The following is a 25,007-nucleotide window of genomic DNA, read 5'->3' as shown; positions in this document are numbered from 1 at the left end:
CACGCCGCCCTGCCTCCTTACAGAACACCTGCCAGGCGATCACGAATAATGGTTTCTGCCTCGCGCATGGTACGGGTAATTAACTCTTCACAGGATGGAACATCGTGAATCAGTCCGGCCACCATGCCACAACTCCAGGCGGCCTCGTCCATTTTACCCTCGTGTAGCACCATCTTGCCTTTGGCGCCTGTAACCAGGTGCCGGATATCGTCAATCTGGGTGTCTGCACCCTTCTCCTGCTCGATTCGGAGAATCTCATCCACTGCCTTGTTTTTCATCACCCGCTCGGTATTTCTCAAGGGGCGCATGACCAGGCGCGTCTGCAACTCGTCCGCCTCCACAATTGCCTGCTTGACCGAGTCATGAACAGGGGCGTCGGAAGTAGCCAAAAAGCGGGTGCCCATATTCATTCCGTCGGCTCCCAGAGCCATGGCAGCAACCAGGCTACGGCCGTCCGCCATGCCACCAGATGCTACAAAGGGGATATCCAGCTCTTCTGCCGCGCGCGGCAACAAGATAAAGTTCGGTATATCATCCTCGCCCGGGTGACCGCCGCATTCAAAGCCATCAACGCTGACGGCATCACAACCAATTTTCTGGGCCTTAAGAGCGTGGCGTACTGACGTACACTTGTGGATAACCTTTATGCCGGCCTCCTTCAGCGCAGGCATGTACTTTTCCGGACTACGGCCAGCGGTTTCCACAATCTTCACACCGCCATCAATAATCGCCTGGATATACTCAGGATAGGGTGGCTCCTTGAACGATGGCAGGAAGGTCAGGTTAACGCCGATGGGCTTATCGGTGAGTGTTTTACAGCGAGCAATCTCTTTCGCCAGATCCTCAGGTGTAGGCTGGGTTAATGCGGTAATAATGCCCAGACCGCCCGCATTAGACACAGCGGCAGCCAGCTCAGCATACCCTACCCAGTGCATCCCACCCTGAATAATCGGGTGTTCGATGCCAAATAACTCAGTAATTCTGGTTTTCATAGCGTTCCCCTAGTCAGCATCTTCAACGCTCCATTCTGTATATGGAAATAGAGTTTCATTATTAGCCGGTTTGCTGTTATCACAGCCTCAAGATACCTTGATCACCAGCTTGCCCCGGTTTCGACCCTGTAGCAGCCCCTGAAAGGCGCTCAAGGCGTTTTCAAAACCTTCAACCACATCCTCCTGATACCTCACTTTGCCTTCCTCCAGCCACTGGCTCATGTCACGACGAAACTGGGGCAACAGTTCATGGTGGTCTGACTGGATGAAGCCTCGGAACATCAGGCGTTTGATCAGAATCTGCCCCATAAACGGAACCAGTCGATCAGGCCCTTCGGGCAATTCGGTCTGATTATAATGTGCAATTCGGCCGCAGACGGGAATGCGGGCGAACGGGTTCACTAACTTCATTACCGCTTCAAATACCTTGCCGCCGACATTTTCAAAATACACATCAATGCCATTGGGACAGGCCTTTTCAAGCTGGTCCTCAAAGTTATCATCCTTGTAGTTAACGCAGGCATCAAAGCCATAGTGATCAACAACATGCTGGCATTTGTCATTCGCACCAGCCACGCCCACTACCCGGCACCCTTTCATTTTTGCAATCTGACCTACAACCTGGCCCACAGCACCCGATGCGGCCGATACGACCACTGTCTCGCCGGGCTTTGGTCTCCCAAACTCAAGCAGCCCGACATAGGCGGTAAACCCCGTCATTCCCATAACGCCGAGCCAGGCACTGGGTGGCGCCAGCCCCGGATCAATTCGATACAGTGCATCGGCGCGCGCCACAGAGTGCGTTTGCCAACCGGTACGAGCAATGACCATATCGCCAGGGGAAAGGTCCGGATGGCGGCTTTCCAGCACTTCACTGACCGCCTCACCGGTCATTACCTCTCCAAGTCCGACTGGCGTGGCATAGGACGCACTGTCATTCATCCGGCCGCGCATGTAAGGGTCCAGGGACAGGTACCGGGTCTGCAAAAGCACCTCATCTTCGCCAGCTCTCGGAATTGCACTTTCCTCCAGCTTCAGGTGTGTCTCATCGGGCATTCCGACCGGGCGTTTCACGAGTGTAAACTTCTGATTCTTCGTCATATCACACCTTTTTTATCATCGTTTTTTGTTGTTGCACTGTTAACTCAGGTACATGAGAATAGCTGTTGGAGTTGATCTTCATGAAACTAAAATCAGGTAACTATAATGACAACGATCACACTTGAAGAACTGCCTAACTACACAGGAAAGCATGTAGGCCAAAGCCCCTGGAAGAATATCAGCCAGGAAATGATTCAGGCCTTTGCAGATGCCACCGGTGATCACCAATGGATTCACGTTGACGTAGAGCGGGCAAAGAACGAAGCCCCCTGGGGAGCCCCGGTAGCCCATGGGTTCCTGACACTGTCACTGATTCCGCAACTCAATCAATCGGCAATGACCGTGACCGGGCCGGCTGCCACCATCAACTATGGCATGAACAAAGTACGCCTTCCCGCGGCCGTTAAATCCGGCTCTGACATTCGCTCGACCATCGAGTTAATCAGCGTGGAAGATATCGATGAGAAGCGCGTCTTAGCCACCTATAAAACCGTCATAGAAATCAAAGGTGAAGACAAGCCTGCAGTGGTAGCAGAAAACCTCGCTATGTACGTCAAACCGTAAACGTAGACACCTTCACGGATGCCGTAACAGCATCTGGAATTCCGGGGCGGCCCGATCGTCAGTTTCAATGACAACGATTCAGGTCCGCCACCGTTCAGATCACTTATAACTGAATGCGCTTACTGCCTTTCTGGGCTACCGACCAGCCAGCGTCTGCCAGTACGTGGGCACGTTTACCCACTTCCAGAGCATCTGCATTACTGGCATTGCCTGCCAGCGCACGGGCATAGACCCCCTGCACAATAGCGGCCAGCCTGAATAGTGAAAAAGACACAAATACGTGCCAGTCATCTATTCCGTCACGGCCCGAGGCCTTGCAATAACGTTCAATAGTCTCTTGTTCTGTTGGAATCCCAATGTCATCCAGGTTTTCACCTGCCATACCCCGCATTCCCTCGAAGCCTGAGTCCAGATGGTAGGGCAGGCAATAATACGCAAGGTCCGCCAGCGGATGACCCAGCGTGGAAAGTTCCCAGTCGAGGACAGCAATCACTTCCGGGCGGTCCGGGTGTAACATCAGATTACCTAACCGATAGTCACCATGAGCAATGGCGTACTCGTCTTTCGCCGGCAGGTTTTCGGGCAGCCACTTCATCAGCTTATCCATCGACGGCATATCATTGGTCTTGGAGGCTTCATACTGCTTTGTCCAGCGGGCCACCTGGCGGGCCACATAGCCTTCGGGACGACCAAAATCCCCCAGCCCCACTTTCTCCACATCAACCGAGTGCATTTTTGCCATGGTATCAATCGCAGCTTCATGAACCGGACGACGTTCCGCCCACTCCAGGTCTGGCAAAGCGGGGTGACTCAGAACCCGACCTTCCATAAAGTCCATGACATAAAAAGGTGTGCCGATCACCTCGCTGTCCTCGCAAAGCACACGCGCTCTTGGGACAGGCACATCGGTGTTATCAAACAGGGCGCGGATCACTTTGTACTCGCGCTCTACCATATGGGCCGACGGAAGCGTTTTGCCGGGTGGCTTTTTACGAAGCACGTAACGCTTGTTATCTGAGGTCAGCAGAAAGGTAGGGTTGGACTGCCCACCCTGGAACTGCTTGATCTGGAGATCACGACCAAAACCCGGAATTTCTTTTTGCAGCCACGCAAGCAGCTTCGATTCATCGAATCGGTGGGCGTCGAGGACGTCCACCAAACTGGGACCAGTACTCATAAAAACCTCTGCAAGTAATGACGTCACTATCAACCCCGTTACAGACAGGGGTTGATAGTGTTGGTGGACGGAACTCGCCGCGTTTGCGCCCCGACTTAATGGGTGCGCGGGTAGTTTCTCAACTCCATTTTCGCGATCGCATCCATGTGAACTTCATCCGGGCCATCAGCAAGACGAAGCGTACGCACACCAGCCCAGGCGGCTGCCAGGAAGGTATCCTGACTGACTCCGGCGCCGCCATGCACCTGAATAGCACGGTCCAGGATCTTTTGTGCCATGTTAGGCGCAACCACCTTGATCATTGCGATTTCCTGACGGGCGACCTTGTTTCCGACGGTATCCATCATATGCGCCGCCTTGAGAGTCAACAGGCGCGCCTGCTCAATTTCCATGCGTGAACGGGCGATGTCTTTACGAATGGAGTCGAACTCCACTAACGGGCGACCAAAAGCTTCACGGGCGTTGGCACGTTCGCACATAAGTTCCAGCGCGCGCTCGGCTACACCGATTGTGCGCATGCAGTGGTGGATGCGCCCTGGCCCAAGGCGGCCTTGCGCAATCTCAAAGCCACGACCTTCACCGAGAAGAATATTGGATGCAGGTACGCGCACATTATTGTAGTGAATTTCCGCATGACCGTGAGGTGCATGGTCGTATCCGAATACGTGCAAAGCACGGACAATTTCGACGCCCGGAGTGTCCAGAGGTACAAGAATCATGGACTGCTGCTTGTGTCGTTCGGCGCCTGGGTCGGTCTTACCCATCACAATGGCAATCTTGCTGGTCGTGGTCATAGCACCGGATGACCACCACTTCTTACCATTGATGACATACTCATCGCCTTCACGACGTATTTCACAGGCGATGTTGGTGGCGTCAGAGGACGCTACGTCTGGCTCGGTCATGGAAAAGCAGGAACGGATTTCACCTTCCAGTAAAGGCTTGAGCCACTGCTCCTTCTGCTCTTCGCTGCCATAACGCTCAATCGTTTCCATATTGCCGGTATCGGGCGCGGAGCAGTTGAAAACTTCCGGGGCCATGTGAGAACGCCCCATAATTTCACACAGGTAGGCGTACTCGAGGTTTGTCAGACCAGCGCCACGGTCACTTTCAGGCAGAAACAAGTTCCATAAACCGGCACTCTTGGCTTTAGCTTTGAGCTCTTCCATGATCGGAGTCGGAGCCCAGCGGTTATCAGAGTTCTCTATCTGCTCGTGATACTTCGCCTCGTTTGGATATACGTAGGCGTCCATAAATTCAGAGACTTCTTTCTGAAGCTTTTTTACTTTTTCTGACGGTTCGTACGACATCATCGTGCCTCTTTATTTATTGTTCACTTGAAGCAGTGGAGGCCATTAAGGCACACCCACCAGGTTTACTAACAGAGCTACACCTTCATTCCAGGCATGTTGAGGGAGGCGGTGTTACCTCCATCTACAGGCAGTGCCTGCCCGGTGATATAACTGGCGTCATCGGAAGCCAGAAAACAAATAGCTGCAGCCAGCTCTTCAGGCTTTCCATAACGGCGCAGTTCACAGCGACCGCCCAGCTTGTGTTCTTTCTCGTTGGCGCGGGCATAGTCAAAAACGGGCCTGGTCATGCCGGTTTCAACCAGGCCGGGGCACACAGCATTGACCCGGATATTAAATCCACCCAGATCACAAGCTGCGGTCTGAGTCAGGTTAATCACGCCAGCTTTGGAAGCGCTATAAGGGTTACCGCCGGCACCTGAACGAATGCCCGCCACTGACGCTGTGTTAACGACCGCGCCTTCCTTGCGCTCCTGCATATGAGGCGCTACATGTTTGATCATCAGCATGGCACCAATCAGATTGACGCCCAGAATCTGCTCCCAGTCGGCCCGTTCATTTTCCGTCACCGGAGGGTAGCTGCCGCCCGAGATACCTGCGTTATTAATCAGAATATCAATCTGCCCGAACTGCTCTTTGGTTTCAGAGACCAGAGCTATGACGCCCGCTTCATCCGAGATATCCAGCTTGCGCTCAATATAGGCTGTTTCCGGGGGGAGTTGTGACACAGTGTCCTGAAGACCGTCTTCTGACCAGTCCGCCAGGACCACCCTGGCGCCCTCTTGAGCAAGTCTCAGAGCGGTAGCACGACCGATGCCGCTTCCGGCCCCGGTCACAATGGCGACTTGCTCTATAAAACGCTTCATTTTTGTTCTCCTTAAGTCCTGCATTGTTTTTGTGGTTACAGGGACGGCTATTTTTCAGCGCCAATTCAGAACAGACTTCGGACAGCGCGATAAGCCCCATAAATTATGGTCAGGGTATCTCTATAAAGCTTAAGTATGACCTTTAATTTGCCATGCACTCCAGCCACGGGTCAACACATTCGGAAATATATTTCGCCAGCCAGAACACGAAGCTCGAAACGGCTGCTACTGACTGGCAACTGTGGCGTTAGTAAGCTGTTCACGGACATAGTCTGGCATTTCGACGACTTTCTTCTGACGAACATCAAGAAACACAAAGCCATACTTAGCCAGAGCTACAGGTTGACCGCTTGCCGCCTTGGTAACCCGAAACACATAGTCACCGCCATATTTGTTCAGGTCTGTGGTTCCCACTTCAAAGCGCAGAATTTCCGGATAGAATGACTCTGACTGATACATTGTCGCCAGATCCGTCACAACAATGATAACGCCATCGGCAATTTGCTCCTGAAGGCTCATCTGCACCATAAACTGCGCGCGCGCCTCCGAGAGCATGGAGATCAGGGCATCATTGCCCAGGTGGTTCGCACCATTGATGTCGGTAATCCGTACCGGCATCTTAGTGGAAAATACGAACACTTCATCAGGAAACGCCAGTTTCACTCGAGCCATAGATCTGATCACCCGGTAAATAAATAAGAATGGATTGGGGTACGGATTATACGTGGGTTAATGCATGACGGCGCCCTGCCCGGTCCAGATGCGGCACATTATTAAAACTCAGTAGCCGGCGGGCGCTGCGCCCCATAATGACTTCGCAGAATCCGGTATTGCGGAACTGAAAGTTAAAGTTGATGGCACCCCTCTGAGGACCTTCCACCAACGCTGTCAGGGCGCTGCCAATCACACCTCCTGAAGTTACAACCAGTACAGCGTCCTCGCGCCCGGCACCTTCGCAGGCGTGAACGATCGCCTCTTCAACACGGCTGCCAAAATCGCCCCAGGTTTCGGTTATGTCGGTCAGCTCATCATCAATCCAGGCCTCGTAAGCGGAACGGAAGGTGCGCCAGTAATCCTTGAAATCCCGCTTCTGGTGCAGGTGCTGGTTACTTTGACCCGTGAAGGCCTGGTACATCATCTCGCCGTCATACTCATTCAGCCCTGCGTGGGTCACTATCGGTGAGTTGGTATCGGCCATGCCTTCAAGCACACCTTTCGCTGTGTCCTGCTGACGTTGCAAGTCGCCTGCCACCACCCGGTGAAACGTCAGTTCACGCTCTGCGAAATACTCACCAAGCCACCGTGCCTGCTGCCAGCCAACGCTGGATAACTGATCATAATTGGCCTGACCAAAAGCTGCCTGCCCGTGTCGGACAATGAATAATTTTGCCATAATTTTTTTGCCACCAATCAGTGAGTTTATTCCTTATCCTGCCCCAGACCGCCAGTGTTGGCTACTCCCTCACCCGATGACCTGAGCTCATTCCAGTGCCCCGTTCAATTTTGATCCCTGCTCTAAAAACACTGGACAAGCCACCGCACAGCTGATTAGGATTAGGTTTTGTTTTGCAACCTAATCCAATAAATAACGAACAACAAACAGGATCTGTGCATGTTTCTCAGCAAGCCAAAAACCTTGTCTACGCACCGTGGCACCTTTACCTGGCGGGAAGGTGGTGACCCTGACGGATCTCCCCTGGTGATGATCCATGGCTGGCCAGAAAGCTCCTACTGCTGGGAGCATACCGGCAAGCATCTGAAGCATGGCTTGCGAGTCATTGCACCTGATCTGCGGGGGCTGGGCGATAGTGAACGAACCCAGGGTGCGCACCATTACCAGAAACAGGCGCTGGCCGCCGATGTTATCAGCATGCTGGATGAACTGGGCGTTACAGACTTTCAGCTGGTTGGCCATGACTGGGGCGGCGTCGTAGCTCAGGAGGTCGCCCTGGCAATTCCAGACCGCGTTCAGAAGCTGGTGATCATGAACATTGCAATCATCAACAACCTCAAAGGCAATATGGAGGTTATCGACAAGGTCCGATCCGGTAGCGGCAAAGCCTACTGGTATCAGCATTTCCAGCAGGCTCCGGGGCTGGCCGAGGCCATGATTCCCGGAAACGAGGAAACCTGGATCAATTATTTTGTTCAGGGCATCGTCGCACCGATTCCTGCAGATGCAGTGGCTGAATACATCCGCATGTACCGCATTGCCGGAACACCGGCCACAGGTGCCAACTATTACCGGACATTTGTTGATGATGCCAAGCGCTGGGCGACCCTCTCGGGACACCACTGGAACATTCCCGGGCTGTATATCTACGGCAACAAGGACAAAGTAATCATTCCTGAGTATCTGAATCACATCGAGGAATGCTTTGACGATATTCAGGTCGAACAAGTGGATGCGGGACATTTCCTGCATGAGGAACAGCCTGAGGAAGTCGCCGGGCATATGAACCGCTTCCTCGACACCCATTAATCACCCCGAAAAAGCGGATCCGGCACCCGTGCCACTATTAATAATAAAGGAGCTAGCATGAGCACCACACACTACGACACCAATGGCAATTTCGCCATTATCCGACTGGACAACCCGCCGGTTAATGGCCTCAGCCTTGAGCTGCGCCAGGGTATTGTTGATGGCATAAAAAAAGCCGAACAGGACAATGCCATCGGCGCTATCATCATTACCGGCTCCGAGCGCGCCTTCTCGGGTGGCGCCGATATTACCGAGTTTGGCACCCCCAAAGTGATGCAGGAGCCCATCCTCACAACGGCTATCCATTATGTTGAAACTGCCAAAAAACCGGTTATTGCAGCTATCAGTGGTAACTGCATGGGCGGTGGCCTGGAGCTGGCTCTTGGCTGTAACTACCGGGTGTCTAAACCAGACGCCACCATGGCTCTGCCAGAAGTGAAACTGGGCATCCTGCCTGGTGCCGGCGGTACTCAGCGCCTACCCCGTGTTATTGGTGTCGAGCAGGCCCTGAACCTGATTGTCTCCGGCTCCGTTGTTCCCGCCAGGAAGTTTGAAGGTACCCCTCTACTGGACGAGGTCATCGAAGGCGACCTGATGGAAGGCGCTCTTGCCTTCGCTCGCAAGGTAGTTGCCGAGAAGATGCCACTGAAGAAAGTTCGCGACCTGAAAGTGAAGCACCCCAATCCCGAGGGTTTCTTCATGTTCGCTCGCAACACCATTGGCGCCATGTCCAGGAACTATCCGGCACCCCTCAAGTGTCTGGAAGCAGTTGAAGCGGCAGCGACCAAACCCTTCGACGAGGGCATGAAAGTTGAGCACGAAGGCATCAAATACCTGATTCAGACGCCCGAATCTGCCGCCCTGCGCCACGCTTTCTTCGCCGAACGCAAAACCAGCAAGATTGCTGATGTGCCCGCCGATACACCTACCCGTGAGATCAATAAAGTCGGTGTTATTGGTGCGGGAACCATGGGCACCGGCATTACGATCAACTTCCTGAACGCCGGTCTCCCGGTCACCATTGTAGAAATGAAACAGGAAGGTCTGGATCGTGGCGTCGAAGCCATCCGCAAAGTCTACGAAGGCCAGGTTAAAAAAGGCCGCATGACCGAAGATAAAGCCAAGGCAAAAATGGACCTCCTGACCCCCTCCCTGAGCTACGACGATCTGAAGGACGTAGACCTGGTCATTGAGGCCGTCTTTGAGGAAATGGGCGTTAAAGAGCAAGTGTTCACCAGGCTCGACGAGATTTGTAAACCCGGCGCCATTCTGGCTTCTAACACCTCAACTCTGGATGTAAACAGGATTGCCGGTTTCACCAAACGTCCGGAGGATGTAATTGGCCTTCACTTCTTCAGTCCGGCCAACATCATGAAACTGCTGGAAGTGATACGTGGCGACAAGACGGCCAAGGACGTTCTGGCGACAGCGATGAAACTGGCCAAGTCTATCCGCAAGACGGCCGTGGTCTCCGGAGTCTGCGATGGCTTTATCGGCAATCGCATGATCAACCAGTACTCGCGCGAAGCCCTGACCATGCTTGAGGAAGGCGCCAGCGTACAGCAGATCGACAAAGCCATCGAAAAATTTGGCTTCGCCATGGGGCCTCTGCGCATGGCCGACCTGGCTGGCGGCGATATCGGCTGGGCAATCCGCAAACGCCTGTACGCGGAGAACCCGGACATGAAAAAGAACCTCATCGCCGACCGCCTGTGCGAAATGGGCCGATACGGGCAGAAAACCGGTTCCGGCTTCTATCGTTACGAGCCGGGCAACCGCAAGGCGCTGCATGATCCTGAGGTAGACAAGGTGGTGGATGAGTGCCGCGCTGAAATGGGCATCACCCCACGCAAAATCAGCAACCAGGAAATCGTGCAGCGGTGTGTTTATGCCCTGGTAAATGAAGGCGCCCGCATCCTGGAAGAAGGCATCGCTCAACGTGCCTCCGACATCGACATGGTGTACCTGACCGGTTACGGCTTTCCGGTATTCCGCGGTGGTCCCATGCATTACGCAGAACAGGTTGGCCTGACCAACGTGGTCCGCGACATGGAACCCTTCGCCGACAACCCCCACACCCAGCCTGGCTTCTGGGAGCCGGCCCCTTTGCTGCTCAAGTGCGCACAGGAAGGCAGGGGTTTTGACCAGTAAGGCGAACAATACCGGAAACCACACGTTGATCGCCGCGCCCCTCATGGGGTCCGGCATACAGGAGAAAAATCATGAGTGATGTAGTCATTGTATCCACTGCCCGCACGCCCCTGGCCAAATCCTGGCGCGGCGGCCTGAATATGACCCATGGTGCCACTCTGGCAGGCCACGTTATCCAGCATGCCGTTGAGCGCTCCCGGGTAGACCCGGCCGAGATTGAGGATGTACTGATGGGCTGTGCCCTGCCGGAAGGGTCTACCGGTAATGACGTTGCCCGCATGGGGGCTATCCGCGCCGGGCTGCCGGTATCCGTCGCTGGCGCCACCATTAACCGGTTCTGCTCTTCCGGCCTTCAGGCTATTGCCATGGCTGCCCACCATATTGCCGTGGACAAAGTACCGGTAATGGTTGCCGGCGGTGTCGAATCCATTTCCACCGTCCAGGCGACCGTTAACCAAAACTACATTGCCGAGCCCTGGCTCATGCAAAACAAGCCAGAGCTGTACTGGTCAATGTTGCAGACGGCAGAAACCGTGGCCCAGCGCTACAAGATCAAGAAAGAAGACATGGATGAATACGGCGTGCGCAGCCAGAACCTGGCAGAAAAAGCCCGCGCGGACGGCAAATTCGATGATGAAATCGTGCCTATTACGACCACTGCCGGGGTTGCAGACAAGGCGACCGGCCAGCTGATGAGCCAGGAAGTCACTGTGGCCCAGGACGAAGGCATCCGCCCGGATACCAATCTGGCAGGCGTCAGCAAGATCAGATCGGCCATGGAAGGTGGTGTTGTCACGGCGGGTAACGCCAGCCAGTTCTCGGATGGCGCTTCCGCCTGTGTTCTGATGGACGGCAAAGTGGCTGAACAGCGTGGCCTTCAGCCTCTGGGTATTTTCCGTGGTTTTGCTGTAGCCGGCTGTGAACCGGACGAAATGGGCATTGGTCCGGTTTACGCCGTACCCAAGCTACTTAAGCGCGCCGGATTGACAGTTGATGACATCGGCCTGTGGGAACTCAATGAAGCCTTCGCCGTCCAGGTATTGTACTGTCAGCGTGAGCTGGGCATTCCCATGGATCGGTTGAACGTCAACGGCGGTGCTATCGCCGTCGGCCACCCCTATGGGACGACCGGGTCACGCCTGGTCGGACACGCTCTTATTGAAGGTAAGCGGCGCGGCGTTAAGTACGTGGTGGTTACCATGTGCGTAGGCACTGGAATGGGCGCTGCTGGCCTGTTTGAGGTAGCCTGATCACCTCTACCTGACTCAGAGTGTCGAGCTCCTGAAAGCCACTCAGGGGCTCTTCCACAATCAACAATAAAGAGAAACAGCTATGGATCTGAACTACACATCTGAACAGGAGGCCTTCCGTCAGGAAGTCCGCCAGTTCCTGCAAGACCAACTGCCGGATGACATTAGCGAACGAACCCAGAAGCGACTGCGGTTAACCAAAGACATGATTGTTCGCTGGCAACAGATTTTGCACAAGCAAGGCTGGGGTGCCAGCACCTGGCCCAAAGAGTTCGGCGGCACTGGCTGGAGCGAAGTGGAACAGCTGATCTTTGAGGAAGAGTGTGCCCTTGCCGGCGCCCCTCGCCAGCTGGACTTTGGCCTCCGTATGGTTGCTCCGGTCATTATGAAATTTGGCAGTCAGGAGCAAAAAGGCCAACACCTGCCTGGCATTCTTGATGGCTCTGTGTGGTGGTCCCAGGGCTATTCTGAGCCAGGTGCCGGTTCTGATCTGGCATCCTTGCGCACAACCGCCGAGCGCGAGGGCGATCACTATATAGTTAACGGCCAGAAAACCTGGACCACTCTGGGACAGTACGGTGACTGGATCTTCTGTCTGGTTCGTACCAACAAGGAAGTGAAAGCACAGGAAGGCATATCCTTCCTGTTGATCGATATGAAAACCCCGGGCATCGACGTGAAGCCCATCATCATGCTGGACGGTGAGCATGAGATTAACGACGTATTTTTCGATAACGTCAAAGTGCCGGTGGAAAACCGGGTAGGCGAAGAAGATAAAGGCTGGACATACGCCAAGTATCTGCTTGGCCATGAGCGCACAGGCCTGGCCAACGTCGGGCAGTGGAAAGCCATGATGCGACGCCTGAAGGAAATAGCCCGGCAAGAACAGGATGACGGCCACGCCATCATCGAGAACCCCCGCTTCCGCGACCGCCTGGCCCAGCTGGATGCAGAACTGCGCGCGCTGGAGGTGACTGTTTTGCGGGTGCTGACCAACTCATCTGGCCCGGGGCCTGAGGCCTCTATCCTCAAGATCCGCGGGACCGAAATCGGCCAACGCCTGTTCGAACTGGCTATGGAAGCCACTGGCCAGGATGCCCTCGCCCATATTCCGGATGCTCTGGAGCCGGACTACGACGGCCCTCTGGCCGGTAGTATGAACGCCACACCAGCGGCCGGTGATTACTTCAATATGCGCAAGCTGTCCATCTTTGGCGGATCCAACGAGATTCAGCGCAACATTATTTCCAAACTGGTACTGGGGCTATAAGGAGCGGGTTATGAACTTCGAACTGACAGAAGAACAGCAAATGCTGCAGGACTCGCTGCGCCGCTTCCTGGCCAATGAGTATACGTTTGAAAAACGCCGCAAGATTATTGAATCCGGCCAGGGGACTGATGCAGGCACCTGGCAAGCGCTTGCGGAAATGGGTCTGCTGGCCTTTACGTTCCCCGAAGAATACGACGGGCTGGGCGGCAATGGCATCGATACCATGCTGGTTATGGAGTCCTTTGGCCGGGCCCTGGTGACAGAGCCGTATCTGGCCACTGTGGTACTGGCCGGTGGCCTGGTACGTGACGCCGGCTCCGACGCCCAGAAGCAAGCCATCCTGCCTGCTATCGCCAGTGGCGAGAAGCTCATGGCACTGGCGACCTACGAGCACGGCGCCCGCTACAGCCTGGCCCACATTAACACCCAGGCTAAAAATAACAGCGGTGGCTATGAGCTCAACGGCACAAAAACCGCCGTTATCCATGGTGGTCAGGCCAGCCAGCTGATTGTGTCCGCACGCACCAGCGGCGACACCCGCAGCGAAGATGGCATTACCCTGTTCCTGGTCGACGCAAATGCCAGCGGGGTCAGCATAACCGACTTCGCCACCCACGATGGCTTCCGTACCGCCGAAATAAATCTGAATGACGTGCAGGTAACCGCCGATGCCGTCATCGGCAAAGCCGACCAGGGTTTCGCTGCGCTGGAAAAAGCCATTGATCAGGGTATTGCTGCCCTGTGCGCAGAAGCTGTAGGCGCCATGGATGCCATGATGGAAGCAACTCTGGAATACACCCAGACCCGAAAGCAGTTTGGCACGCCTATCTCAAGATTCCAGGTACTTCAGCACAGCATGGCGGACATGTTTATTCAGGCCCAGCAGGGCCGCTCCATGTCAATTCTGGCGGCAGACAGTGCGGATTCTGACGACCGGGACGCTCGTCGTGAGTCCATTTCACAGGCCAAGCTACTCATCAACCAGGGAGCCCGCGAAGTTGGGCAATCTGGTGTTCAGCTTCATGGCGGGATGGGGGTCACCGATGAAATGTGGGCCGCACATCTCTTTAAACGACTGACCATGATTAACCTGTTGTTCGGGGACGCTGATCACCACCTCAGCAAGGTCAGCGACGCCCTTCTCACCAAAATGGCATGACATGTCACACCCGTGCCTGGCCGTGCTCCGGCCGGGCGCATCCATTAAAATAACGATAGGATGTTCTTCAATGAGCCTGAAAGATTTATTTGACCTGACCGGAAAAGTTGCCGTAATTACCGGCGGCTCAAGGGGGCTCGGCCTGCAGATGGCCGAAGCTCTGGGCGAACAGGGCGCGAAGCTGGCGATTAGTGCCCGCAAACAGCACGAGCTGGATGAAGCACAGAAGCATCTGGAAACGCTGGGCATCGAGGTCATGACAATCGCTGCTGATATGTCCAAACGTGAGGATATACCCGGCTTCGTGGATCAGGTTATCGAACGCTTCGGCAACATCGATATTCTCGTTAATAATGCTGGCGCCACATGGGGCGCCCCGGTGGAAGATCACCCGGATGAGGCCTGGGATAAAGTCATGAACCTGAATGTGGACGCCACCTTCTTCCTCACCCGTGAAGTGGGCAGGCGCTGCATGATCCCGCGCAAGTCAGGCAAGGTGATCACCACAGCGTCCATCGCTGGCCTGTCCGGCAACCCCGAGGGCATGAACACGATCGCTTACAACACATCCAAGGGTGCTAATGTGAACTTCACCCGGGCCCTGGCCTCTGAGTGGGGCAAATACAATATCAACGTAAACAGCATCTGCCCGGGCTTCTTCCCCTCTAAAATGGCTAACGGCCTGCTGGACGCCATGGGGGAAAAAATGCTTGAACGCATCCCCCTGAAGCGGTTTGGTGGCGAAGAAGACATAAAAGGCCTGATCGCCCTGCTTGCCACCGAGGCCGGCCGACATATCACAGGGCAGAATATCGCCGTTGATGGCGGGTCATCTGTTTCCTGAGCAACCCCCTTTTTTGAGCTGAACCCATGCTCACTCTTTGGCCCGGACGCCTTTGGCGCTCCGGGCTTTCATGCCGCCTTGCAAAACCCATCCTGTATTTTTTTACTCAAACGACCAAATATAAAATATTTTCGCCAAAAACATTCAATATGCACTAATCTTTAATATTAAGGCGACTCAACCTTCGGCTATGGCGAAACACGGTGTCATTAGTGAATGGTCATGGTTTTGGGGATGGAGTCGTTAGTACCCCGTTATTTCTGCAGCATCCGTAAGCACACAACAATAATCAAGGAGCATGCGATGAAAACGACCCAACAACCCAGGACCTGGCAACACGTCCTGTTTAGTGCAACCACCTCTATCTTCCTGGCCTCTGCTGGCCTATTGGGCCTGGCAGCCAATGCCAGTGCCCAAGACAGCTTTAAAGTCGGCTTTGTCACCTTCCTGTCCGGTGGAGCGTCTGGCCCCTTTGGCGTGCCCGCCTCTCAGGGTGCAAAACTTGTGGTCAAAGCCATTAATGAAGGGACCCTGCCCGCCCCTTATGACTCCCAAGGTGTCAACGGTCTGTCCTTACAGATGGTAGAAGTTGACGAGGCCGGCGGCCCCACCAAGCAGGTAGAGGAGTACCGCAACCTGGTGCAACGGCAGAACGTAAATGCCGTCATCGGCTATATCTCCTCTGGTGACTGTCTGGCTATTGCTCCGGTGGCGGAGGAAATGGAGACTTTCACCATTGCTTTCGACTGCGGCACCTCCCGCATGTTTGAAGAACTGGACAGTCCGAAGTACGTGTTCCGCACTGGTCTGGACGCTGTGGCTGATAACGTTGGCGCTGCACGCTACCTGGCAGAAACCCATGGTGATGCGAAGCGTATTGCCGGTATCCAGCAGAACTACGCCTGGGGCCAGGACTCCTGGCAGGATTTCACCCTGGCCATGGAACAGCTCATGCCTGAGGCTGAAATCGTTAACAATCAGACGCCGCAAATTTTCCAGGGTAGCTACGGCACTGAAATTTCCGCCCTGCAAACCCGCCGTCCTGACATCGTGCACTCCTCCATGTGGGGCGGTGACATGGAATCCTTCGTTGCCCAGGCCAATGCCCGCGGCCTGCTGAGCCAGGCTACCGCCCTGCTGACCACGGGTGAGTCCGGCTTGCACCGCTTCGACGGACAGGCCCCGAATGGCACCATTATTGGTGGCCGCGGACCCTTCGGTGGCTTTATGCCGGAGAACGACCTGAGCGAATGGTTCAGCAAGGCCTATGAAGAAGAGCACGGCATTCCCCCCAGCTACCCCGCATCCAAAGCGGCTCAAGCCATTCTGGCGCTGAAGTATGCTGCTGACAATTCGGGTGCCGACGGCGTGCCCAGCTCAGAACAACTGGCCGCAGCCCTTAAAGGCGCCGAGTTTCCGTCCGTCAGTGGCACTGTGAATATGGGGCTGTCAGACGGCCACCAGGCGGTTCAGCCAATGCTTTACGGTGAGTATCACTTTGAGGATGGCAAAGCCGAGTTGCGCAACGTTAAATCCTACCCGGGTGACTGTGTATCCGCACCTGATGGTTACAACGCACAGGAGTGGATCAAGGCAGGCTTCCCCGACTCCAGCTGTGACTGACTGGGTCTTCCGATCACTGGTGGCAATCACGCCACCGGTGGTCCCCAAAACAGGAGTAACCATTGATGTTAACCGTCTGGGCCATTCTGATTGACGGGTTTATCTATGCCTCATGGCTGTTTCTGGTGGCCGCTGGCCTGACCGTCATCTACGGCGTCATGCGAATCCTGAACATGGCCCATGGCAGCCTGTATGCCCTTGGGGCCTATGCTGCTGCCTCGGCACTGGGATTGTACTACGCCGGCGGCGGCGACCAACTCTGGATGGCCTTTGTCATTATCGCCGTCTGCGCCATTACCATCGGTGCAATAACCGGACTGGCCATCGAGCGGGGTCTGTTACGACTGATGTACGGCCGGGATGAAATACTGATGCTGATCATCACCTTTGCCGTACTGCTTATTCTTGAAGATGTAATGAAGCTTATATGGGGTACGACCCCTTATTTTGCGTACCAGCCATACGCTGCCATGGGCCGGATCAATATCGATGTGCTGACAGTATCACGCTATGACCTGATGGTACTGGTGGTGTCCATCGTGATTGGTGCCAGTCTCTGGTTCTGGCTGGAGCGCACCCGAATTGGCAAGATTCTCCGTTCGATTATCCATGACCGGGAGATATCCCAGGCCATGGGGGTCAATGTAGAGCGCATGTTTACCATTACCTTCATGATAGGCGCCACTCTCGGTGCGATCGCTGGTGGCATCACGGCACCGATCATTTCTGTTGTTCCCGGCATTGGCATTGAGGTCATTGTGCTGGCCTTTGCAGTGGTCGTCACCGGTGGGCTCGGCAGTATTACCGGCGCTGCTATCGGCGCAATCATCGTCGGCCTGGCCAGAGCCACCTCGATTCACACTATGCCCGAGCTGGAACTGTTCATTATCTACGCAGTGATGGCCGCCGTTCTCGTCTTCCGGCCCCACGGGCTGTTCGGCCAGGCAGTAGCGAGGAAAATCTGATGCATCTGGACAAAACTGAAATTTCCCTAATCGGAGTTGCCGTTGCAACAGCACTTGCGGCCCAGCTCAGCCCTGACTGGCTGGTATTTACTCTGACTCTGGCAATCTCCACGGCTCTGGTTGTCATGGGGGTCGTCATGTTGATGCGGGCCGGCCTGGTGTCTTTTGGCCAGGGGTTGTTTTACTGCCTGGGCGGGTATGCGGTTGGTCTCGGCGGGCGCTTCCTGGGTATTACTGACGCGCTGCTCCTGATCGGCCTGGGTGTCATAGTCACTGTCGCCGTTGCCATGATTCTCGGGCTACTGATGACCCGCTATCGGGAAATATTCTTCGCCATGTTGTCGCTGGCGTTTTCCATGATTCTCTATGGCATCCTGGTGAAGAGCCACGGCCTGGGCAGCACTGACGGATTCGGAGTGGTTGACTGGACCCTGCTCTGGCTTGAGTCAGAGACAGCAGACGGCGCAAACATGGCTCTGCTGCTGGCGATAGGCCTCGCCTTGACGATTGCCCTGTTTCTCAACCGATATTTCAAGTCAAGTATTGGTCTGGCGTGTGAAGCCATCCGCGAAAACGAGGTGCGGGTGGAATACATGGGCATTTCCCGCCAACAAGTGCTGTATATCAACTATGTGCTGGCTGCGGCCGTTGGCTCCGTCGGCGGCTCTATGACAGCCCTCGCGGCTGGCCACGTCGACCCTACCCTGGCCTACTGGACTGTCTCTGGTGAGTTTGTCTTTATCGCCCTTCTTGGCGGCACCGGCCATGTCGCAGCACCCTTCATTGCGGCACTGATTTTCACGCTGGTACGCACTTACGCTGTTGAATTGGCCCCTAACGCCTGGCAGATGATCCTGGGCATTGTATTGCTACTGATCATCCTGTTCCTGCCCAAGGGTATCTGGAGTCTCTTTACCCGTAAGAAAGGGGCTGCCTCATGACTGAAATTCTGAAAACCGAGGGACTGTCCCGCTACTTTGGTGCCGTGACCGCCGCGGAAGATATCAGTGTCACCATAACGGCGGGGGAAATTGTCGGTGTTATTGGCGCTAATGGTGCCGGCAAAACCACGTTTATCAACATGGTCACAGGCTACCTGCCTCCCTCCAAGGGCAGCATTTCCTTCGGTGGCAACCCTATCAAGGGCCTGGGGCCCCGCAAACTGATGCGCAAGGGGTTAACCCGGTCATTCCAGATTCCTCAGCTGTTCCTGGAGCTGCCTGTAATCGACAATCTGGCGATTGCTCTGGCCGCTGCAGAGCAAAAACAGTTCCAGATGTTGCGTCCGGTGCGCACTCCGGAGCGCCTGGGGTCAGCGGAAGAAATCCTCGAACAGATGCGCATTTCCCAGTACCGGGACGAAATGGTAACCGCCATGCCTCAGGGGGCCCGCAAACTGCTGGATATTGCCCTTGCCATGCTGGGCAGCCCCAGGATGTTGTTGCTTGATGAACCCACCAGCGGTGTCAGCCTGGAGGAAAAGTATACGCTCATGGACACTGTCATGGAGGCGGTCCACGCCAGGGGGCTGACCGTCTTGTTTGTGGAGCATGACATGGAAATCGTAAGGCGCTATGTCACCCGGGTTCTGGCCTTTGCCAATGGCGTAGTAATCAAAGATGGCCCGGTTGAGGAAGTATTGGCAGACACAAAGGTCCAGGAGTTAGTCACCGGTAAATACCACGAACATAAAAACCCCGGAGGAGACGCCTGACATGAGCCTGGATATATCAGATCTTGACGTCTCTATCGAAGGGATCGGGATTCTCAAGGGTATCAACCTGCTGATACCCACCGGCAAGATGGCAGGCCTGATCGGTCACAACGGTGCCGGTAAGACCACCCTGATCCGCGCCATTATGGGCCTGCTTCCTGTGAGCAAGGGCACCATCTCATTCAAGGGCGAGGATATTACCCGGCAGCCCTCCCACCGCCGCGCCAACCTGCGCATCAGTTATATGCCCGAAGACCGACGTTTGATCCCTGAGTTAAGCGTAACAGAGAACATGTTGATGCCGGCCTGGGCCAACAAGATCAGAGATGGGGAAGAACGCCTGAAGTGGGTCTACTCGCTGATGCCGGAAATTGCTGACTTTGGTGAACGCAAGGCCCTGCAACTGTCCGGTGGCCAGCAAAAGCTGGTTGCCCTGGGGCGGGCGCTGATTCCCGGCCGTGAGCTGATCCTGCTGGACGAACCCTTTGAAGGCGTAGCTCCGGTGCTGGCCAAGCGGCTATCGTCAGTGATTGCAGATCTTCGTGGAGAAGGTCTTACAGTGCTGATTGCCGAATCTGATGACACTCATTCTGCGGACCTGGTGGACTCAACCTGGCGCATTGAGCGTGGTGCCGTGTCCCAAAGTCGCAAAGGAGACGAACCATGAAAATTCGTGCTGCCGTACTTAACACAATCGGCGCTGAACGACCCTACACAGATTCCAGGCCTCTCGTTATAGAAGAACTGGAACTGGATCCGCCTGGCGATCATGAAGTGTTGATAGAGGTCCGGGCGGCCGGCATCTGCCACTCAGACTTGTCGGTTGTTGATGGTAATCGTCCACGCCCGGTACCCATGGCGTTAGGACATGAAGCCGCGGGTATTGTGAAAGAAGTAGGGAACGGAGTCCGGGATCTCAGCCCCGGAGATCATGTTGTCGCTGTCTTTGTTCCCAGTTGTGGTCACTGTGCACCCTGTGCAGAAGGCCGCCCGGCCCTGTGCGAACCAGCGGCTCAAACGAATAACGCCGGTACCCTGTTAAGCGGTACGCACCGCCTGCACCGGGCCGACGGTACCACCATTAACCACCACCTTGGCGTCTCGGCCTTCGCTGACCACGCCGTTGTTTCCCGCAACTCTCTGGTCAGGATTGATCCTGAGCTGCCTCTGCATCATGCGGCCCTGTTTGGCTGCGCCGTGCTAACCGGCGTTGGAGCCTCTATTAATTCGGCTGGCATCAAAGCGGGCCAGTCGGTTGCCGTTATAGGCCTGGGCGGCGTGGGCCTGAATAGCGTACTGGGCGCACTCGTAGCCGGTGCCGGTGAGGTAATCGCCATCGACCTGGACAACAGCAAACTGGCCCTGGCGAAAGAACTGGGCGCAACGCATTCCTTCAACTCTGGCGAAGAAGACGTTATTGACGCGATCAGGCAACTCACCAATGGCGGCGTTAACTGCGCCATCGAGATGGCCGGTTCTGAGAAAGCCCTGGAGTTTGCCTATCAGATCACTCGCCGCGGCGGCACGACAGTCACCGGCGGCCTCGCCCATCCAGACAAGAAGGTTAGTTTGCAACAAGTCAGCCTGGTAGCGGAAGAGCGGACCCTCAAAGGCAGCTATGTGGGTAGCTGCGTGCCTATACGGGATGTCTCCCGCTACGCCAGCCTGTTTCGACAAGGCAAACTACCGGTAGACAAACTACTGAGTGACACTCTGACCCTGGACGAGATTAACGAAGGCTTTGAAAAGCTCGCTGCCGGCAAGGCGGTGCGCCAAGTCATCCTGTTTAACTGACAAAAAACAAAGAAAAGGAGAACAATCATGCAATTCAAAACGTCCCTTCTGGCTGTTTGCACAGGATCCCTGATTGCAGGTCTTTCAACCATCGCAATCGCTCAACAACCTCCTATGGAAAACCTGCAGAGCAGTGCGCCCAATAATTGGGGCAAATGGGGGGAAGAGGATCAGGTTGGCGCCCTCAACTACCTGGGGCAAACCGAAGTGCGCAATGGCATAGACACTATCCAGAGTGGAAAAACGTTTACTCTGCAGATCCCTATTACATCCGGCGTGGGCCCGGTCTTTCCCGGACGGATACCGACACAACACTTCATGGCAACGGATGCCGGCATTTACATGGCCGGAAAAGCCGAGCCAGCCCCGGGCGGGATGAAATATTCGGACGATGTCGCATTCATGTACCTACAGGGTACGTCGCATGTCGATAGCCTTGCTCATGCCTGGTATGGCGACCAGATTTATGGTGGCAAAAGTGAAAGCACCACCGTTGACGGTCATACCCATGCAAGTGTCGCCGAGATTGGGAAAAAAGGTATTGCAGGCCGGGCTGTGCTGCTGGACGTGGGCCGACACATGGGCAGTGACGACCTGCACCGGCTCGCTACGAACACCTGCATAAACCTTGATGATCTGAAAGCAACAGCGGAAACCCAGGGCACGACCATCAATAAGCGGGATATTCTGGTTATCCGCACCGGTTCTATCGCACGATTCTGGGAAGAAGAGCCAGATGAAGAGTGGAATGCCATGAATGAGCCTGGTCTGTGTCATAGCAACGAACTGTTGAACTGGCTGGATGAAATGGAAACACCCATGATCGCTACTGACAATATTGCGGTGGAAAAAGTTGTTCAGGAAATTGACGGAGAGACCTACATCATTCCGCTGCACGGGGCCCTGATGCGGGACATGGGCGTAGTTCTGTCGGAAATCTGGTGGCTGGATGATCTGGCAGCCGACAGTGCCGAGGATGGTCAGTACAGTTTCATGCTGGTAGCAGCGCCCTTAAAAATGGAGCAAGGCACCGGCGCCCCGGTAAACCCGATGGCCATCAAATGAGCGCCTTGTCCTGGATTTTCTGACAGATCTATCTGCGGGCGCCCGCCGCCTCAACTGACTCAACAACTCCCGGGTCTGCGGGCGGCGTGGTATCGCCAACCGCATACCCGGCCGGAAACCGGCGGATTTTCAGTGTCAGATACGCCCCTGCCAGCAACACCACAAATGTGAAACCAAAAGCACCCCGGAAACCAGCGCTGGATTCAATAATCCAGCCGGCCACCGCTGGGCCCATTAGCTGACCGGAGGCAAAGAACAGGGTCACAAAGCTGAACGCAATGGGAATGTATCGGGGCGCAACCTGGTCGGTTGCACTGGCCTGAATGAGGGCAAACATGCCATTGACTGACAGCCCCATCATCAGAAAATGCAGAAAAAATGTGACGATAGACTGATCCAGCAAAGGCAGCCCCATAGCCACCGTGACCAAAACCAGTGCCGTTGTCAGTGCATTGCTCCGGCCCCAGTGATCCGAAAGCCAGCCCCACAGCGGCCCTGCAGCAATAGAAAGCAAACCGGTCATCGCCATGAAAGCCCCGGCCGTTGCTTCACTGTGCCCCTCCTCAATCATGAAACTGATCATGAAGATGGCCTGAACTATGTAAGTCATACCTATAATACCGTAGACAGCGGCAACGGTGATGACTCGTGGGTTCTTATAAATCAGCCACTTGTCGGCTGCAGGCGATGAGTCCGGAGAGTCAGTTGTCAGACGAGGTGGGTCTTTGGCAAATGTGATTATCAGCACCGCAACCAATATCGCAACAGCACCAAAAATTCCCCAGCTGACCCGCCAGCCATGGTCGCCAAAAAGGTGTGTCATCAAGGGAACCAGAGCGCCGACGACCAGCATGCCCAGGCCCACACCGCTGGACATCAGACCAATCACAAACCCTCGTTTTTCGGGATACCAGATGGCCAGCAGGGAAACCATGGGCGCAAAGCTGAAAGCAGTGCCCAGGCCAAGCAATGCCATCAATGCCAGCAACAACCAATACTGAGAAGCCAGGGTCAGCCCTGCAAAGCCCAGAGCGACCGTGATTAGTCCAAACGTAATGGTTGACCGGGCGCCAAACCTTGCCGCCGCAATCCCTCCGGCTAACACGAATAACACATAGCCAAAGGCGGTAACCGTGCCAAGAACGCCAGCCTGCTGATAGGTCAGCCCCAGGTCGGTTCGCATCGACGGTAAAATAACCCCATAAGCCATACGTGCAAATGCGATAACAACAAGGCTGGTCAACAGCCCACAGGTGACCATGATCCCCAGATTCGGGCGATTATCCGTCACAAGAATTGCCTCCCTCGCTAAAGTCGGGGCGCCGATGCTTCAGCGACCTCGAGCCCCGGCTTTGTGAGCCGGGGCCTGTGTACCAGAGATTACTTACCCTGGCGGTAAGGATCCTGGTTGTAGGCTTTAACTTCTGCCCGTGCGACCACATTGTGATGCACCTCGTCCGGCCCATCTGCAAGCCTGAGCGTACGCTGGCTGGTGTACATATCAGGTAATGCGGACCACTGACTGACACCGGTGGCACCATGGATCTGGATAGCCTGGTCAATAATCTGACAGCACTTCTCAGGGACCATGGCTTTCACCATGGAAACCCATATCCGGGCTTCCTTGTTCCCAAGAACGTCCATCGCCTTGGCCGCCTTGAGAACCATCATGCGCATGGCTTCGATCTCGATCCTGGCACGGGAAACCGTTTCCATATTCTTACCGAGATCCAGCAAAGGACGTCCGAACGCTTCTCTGCTCTGGCCACGCTCAAGCATCAGATCCAGGGCTTTTTCAGCCGCACCGATGGAGCGCATGCAGTGGTGGATACGCCCCGGCCCAAGACGGAGCTGGGATATTTCAAACCCGCGACCTTCGCCCCAGAGGATGTTGTCTTTCGGTACTCGCACATTCTCAAGCTTGATATGCATATGACCGTGAGGCGCGTCATCATGACCAAAAACGTGCATAGGCCCGACAACTGTCAGCCCCGGGGCGTCCATCGGAACCAGGATTTGCGACTGTTGTCGGAAAGGTTCAGCGTCCGGGCTGGTCTTCACCATGCAGATCATGATCTTACAACGTGGGTCACCGGCGCCGGAGATGTAATACTTCTCTCCATTGATCACCCATTCGTCGCCATCCAGCACCGCACTGGTTTCAATATTGCGCGCGTCTGAAGATGCTACGTGAGGTTCAGTCATCCCGAAACATGAGCGAATCTCGCCCTGCAACAATGGTTTGAGCCACTGCTCTTTTTGCTCGGGGGTACCGACCCGTTCCAGCACTTCCATGTTACCCGTGTCCGGAGCAGAACAGTTAAGTGTCTCTGAGGCCAGCGGATTCTTGCCCAACTCTACAGCCAGGTAGGCGTAATCCAGGTTAGAAAGCCCTTCACCGGTTTCCGCGTTCGGCAGGAAGAAGTTCCACAAGCCGGCTTCCTGAGCTTTCTTCTTGGCGCCGTCGAGCAACTCGAGCTGACCCGGCACATAGCTGAAACGATCCGCTCTGCCCTCGCCGAGGCGCTGGTACTCTTCCAGGATCGGATCGACGTTATCGCGGATATGCTGCTTCACGGCCTCGAGTAAAGGCCGGGACTTCTCAGACATCCTGAGGTCATTCATTTCCGTTGGTGTCGTTATTGTATCCAAGACAAATTTCTCCTTATTATGATGAGCC

23 protein-coding genes are annotated in these 25,007 nt (G+C 55.1%); 14 read left to right on the top strand and 9 right to left on the bottom strand.

Annotation, left to right across the window (positions count from 1 at the left end):
* Positions 1 to 17: 17 nt before the first annotated feature.
* Together FFI95_RS04845 and FFI95_RS04840 are read right to left on the bottom strand one after the other, a co-directional pair.
* The gene (locus tag FFI95_RS04845) at positions 18 to 992 is read right to left on the bottom strand and encodes an NAD(P)H-dependent flavin oxidoreductase (protein ID WP_144821245.1); all 975 of its coding nucleotides are present in this window, start codon (positions 990 to 992) and stop codon (positions 18 to 20) included.
* Between the two features lie 87 nt (positions 993 to 1,079).
* A complete protein-coding gene (locus FFI95_RS04840) occupies positions 1,080 to 2,093 on the bottom strand; it encodes an NADP-dependent oxidoreductase (RefSeq protein WP_144821244.1) in 1,014 nt (337 codons plus the stop codon).
* Positions 2,094 to 2,198: 105 nt separating this feature from the next.
* On the opposite strand from FFI95_RS04840, the gene FFI95_RS04835 reads away from it, so the two are divergent.
* Positions 2,199 to 2,657 carry a MaoC family dehydratase gene (locus FFI95_RS04835; protein WP_144821243.1) on the top strand — a complete coding sequence of 153 codons (459 nt, stop codon included), beginning with the start codon at positions 2,199 to 2,201 and terminating at the stop codon, positions 2,655 to 2,657.
* A gap of 103 nt (positions 2,658 to 2,760) precedes the next feature.
* Here FFI95_RS04835 and FFI95_RS04830 read toward each other — a convergent pair whose 3' ends face one another.
* The 5 genes from FFI95_RS04830 to FFI95_RS04810 form a co-directional block, all read right to left on the bottom strand.
* Positions 2,761 to 3,834 (bottom strand): phosphotransferase, encoded by a 1,074-nt coding sequence (locus FFI95_RS04830; RefSeq protein ID WP_144821242.1) that lies wholly within the window; start codon positions 3,832 to 3,834, stop codon positions 2,761 to 2,763.
* A 95-nt stretch (positions 3,835 to 3,929) separates the two neighbouring features.
* Complete coding sequence (locus FFI95_RS04825) at positions 3,930 to 5,144, bottom strand: acyl-CoA dehydrogenase (RefSeq protein ID WP_144821468.1); 1,215 nt, start codon at positions 5,142 to 5,144, stop codon at positions 3,930 to 3,932.
* Between the two features lie 77 nt (positions 5,145 to 5,221).
* A complete protein-coding gene (locus FFI95_RS04820; RefSeq protein WP_144821241.1) occupies positions 5,222 to 6,010 on the bottom strand; it encodes an SDR family NAD(P)-dependent oxidoreductase in 789 nt (262 codons plus the stop codon).
* 225 nt (positions 6,011 to 6,235) lie between these two features.
* Positions 6,236 to 6,682 (bottom strand): thioesterase family protein, encoded by a 447-nt coding sequence (locus FFI95_RS04815; protein WP_144821240.1) that lies wholly within the window; start codon positions 6,680 to 6,682, stop codon positions 6,236 to 6,238.
* Positions 6,683 to 6,728: 46 nt separating this feature from the next.
* The gene (locus FFI95_RS04810) at positions 6,729 to 7,403 is read right to left on the bottom strand and encodes a histidine phosphatase family protein (protein ID WP_144821239.1); all 675 of its coding nucleotides are present in this window, start codon (positions 7,401 to 7,403) and stop codon (positions 6,729 to 6,731) included.
* A gap of 219 nt (positions 7,404 to 7,622) precedes the next feature.
* On the opposite strand from FFI95_RS04810, the gene FFI95_RS04805 reads away from it, so the two are divergent.
* The 13 genes from FFI95_RS04805 (at position 7,623) to FFI95_RS04745 (ending at position 22,327) form a co-directional block, all read left to right on the top strand.
* Positions 7,623 to 8,492, top strand: a complete 870-nt coding sequence (locus tag FFI95_RS04805) for an alpha/beta fold hydrolase (protein ID WP_144821238.1) — start codon at positions 7,623 to 7,625, stop codon at positions 8,490 to 8,492.
* A gap of 57 nt (positions 8,493 to 8,549) precedes the next feature.
* A complete protein-coding gene (locus FFI95_RS04800; protein ID WP_144821237.1) occupies positions 8,550 to 10,643 on the top strand; it encodes a 3-hydroxyacyl-CoA dehydrogenase NAD-binding domain-containing protein in 2,094 nt (697 codons plus the stop codon).
* A 71-nt stretch (positions 10,644 to 10,714) separates the two neighbouring features.
* Positions 10,715 to 11,893, top strand: a complete 1,179-nt coding sequence (locus FFI95_RS04795; RefSeq protein ID WP_144821236.1) for an acetyl-CoA C-acyltransferase — start codon at positions 10,715 to 10,717, stop codon at positions 11,891 to 11,893.
* 82 nt (positions 11,894 to 11,975) lie between these two features.
* Entirely contained in the window at positions 11,976 to 13,163 is a 1,188-nt protein-coding gene (locus tag FFI95_RS04790; RefSeq protein ID WP_144821235.1) for an acyl-CoA dehydrogenase family protein, read from the top strand.
* 10 nt (positions 13,164 to 13,173) lie between these two features.
* On the top strand, positions 13,174 to 14,322 hold the full coding sequence (locus tag FFI95_RS04785) for an acyl-CoA dehydrogenase family protein (protein WP_144821234.1): 1,149 nt from the start codon (positions 13,174 to 13,176) through the stop codon (positions 14,320 to 14,322).
* Positions 14,323 to 14,392: 70 nt separating this feature from the next.
* Positions 14,393 to 15,166 (top strand): SDR family oxidoreductase, encoded by a 774-nt coding sequence (locus tag FFI95_RS04780; RefSeq protein ID WP_144821233.1) that lies wholly within the window; start codon positions 14,393 to 14,395, stop codon positions 15,164 to 15,166.
* Between the two features lie 303 nt (positions 15,167 to 15,469).
* Positions 15,470 to 16,789: an ABC transporter substrate-binding protein gene (locus tag FFI95_RS04775; protein WP_144821232.1), complete on the top strand. Its 1,320-nt coding sequence runs from the start codon at positions 15,470 to 15,472 to the stop codon at positions 16,787 to 16,789.
* Between the two features lie 65 nt (positions 16,790 to 16,854).
* Positions 16,855 to 17,754, top strand: a complete 900-nt coding sequence (locus FFI95_RS04770; RefSeq protein WP_144821231.1) for a branched-chain amino acid ABC transporter permease — start codon at positions 16,855 to 16,857, stop codon at positions 17,752 to 17,754.
* Complete coding sequence (locus FFI95_RS04765) at positions 17,754 to 18,695, top strand: branched-chain amino acid ABC transporter permease (RefSeq protein WP_144821230.1); 942 nt, start codon at positions 17,754 to 17,756, stop codon at positions 18,693 to 18,695. The genes FFI95_RS04770 and FFI95_RS04765 overlap by 1 nt, the downstream gene beginning before the upstream one ends.
* The gene (locus tag FFI95_RS04760; RefSeq protein ID WP_144821229.1) at positions 18,692 to 19,468 is read left to right on the top strand and encodes an ABC transporter ATP-binding protein; all 777 of its coding nucleotides are present in this window, start codon (positions 18,692 to 18,694) and stop codon (positions 19,466 to 19,468) included. Before FFI95_RS04765 ends, FFI95_RS04760 begins: the two co-directional genes overlap by 4 nt.
* A 1-nt stretch (position 19,469) precedes the next feature.
* Positions 19,470 to 20,135: an ATP-binding cassette domain-containing protein gene (locus FFI95_RS04755; RefSeq protein WP_144821228.1), complete on the top strand. Its 666-nt coding sequence runs from the start codon at positions 19,470 to 19,472 to the stop codon at positions 20,133 to 20,135.
* The gene (locus FFI95_RS04750; protein WP_144821227.1) at positions 20,132 to 21,262 is read left to right on the top strand and encodes a zinc-dependent alcohol dehydrogenase family protein; all 1,131 of its coding nucleotides are present in this window, start codon (positions 20,132 to 20,134) and stop codon (positions 21,260 to 21,262) included. Before FFI95_RS04755 ends, FFI95_RS04750 begins: the two co-directional genes overlap by 4 nt.
* A gap of 27 nt (positions 21,263 to 21,289) precedes the next feature.
* Positions 21,290 to 22,327, top strand: coding sequence for a cyclase family protein (locus FFI95_RS04745; RefSeq protein ID WP_144821226.1), 1,038 nt, complete (start codon positions 21,290 to 21,292; stop codon positions 22,325 to 22,327).
* A gap of 28 nt (positions 22,328 to 22,355) precedes the next feature.
* Here FFI95_RS04745 and FFI95_RS04740 read toward each other — a convergent pair whose 3' ends face one another.
* Both FFI95_RS04740 and FFI95_RS04735 read right to left on the bottom strand, forming a co-directional pair.
* Positions 22,356 to 23,618 carry an MFS transporter gene (locus FFI95_RS04740; protein ID WP_144821225.1) on the bottom strand — a complete coding sequence of 421 codons (1,263 nt, stop codon included), beginning with the start codon at positions 23,616 to 23,618 and terminating at the stop codon, positions 22,356 to 22,358.
* A gap of 89 nt (positions 23,619 to 23,707) precedes the next feature.
* Positions 23,708 to 24,952 carry an acyl-CoA dehydrogenase family protein gene (locus FFI95_RS04735; protein WP_144821467.1) on the bottom strand — a complete coding sequence of 415 codons (1,245 nt, stop codon included), beginning with the start codon at positions 24,950 to 24,952 and terminating at the stop codon, positions 23,708 to 23,710.
* Positions 24,953 to 25,007: the final 55 nt, after the last annotated feature.

This window comes from Marinobacter piscis (genome assembly GCF_007671655.1).
GTDB lineage: Bacteria > Pseudomonadota > Gammaproteobacteria > Pseudomonadales > Oleiphilaceae > Marinobacter > Marinobacter piscensis.
The sequence above is the reverse complement of the archived record's forward strand: the minus strand, read 5'-3'. Positions and strand labels throughout refer to the sequence as shown.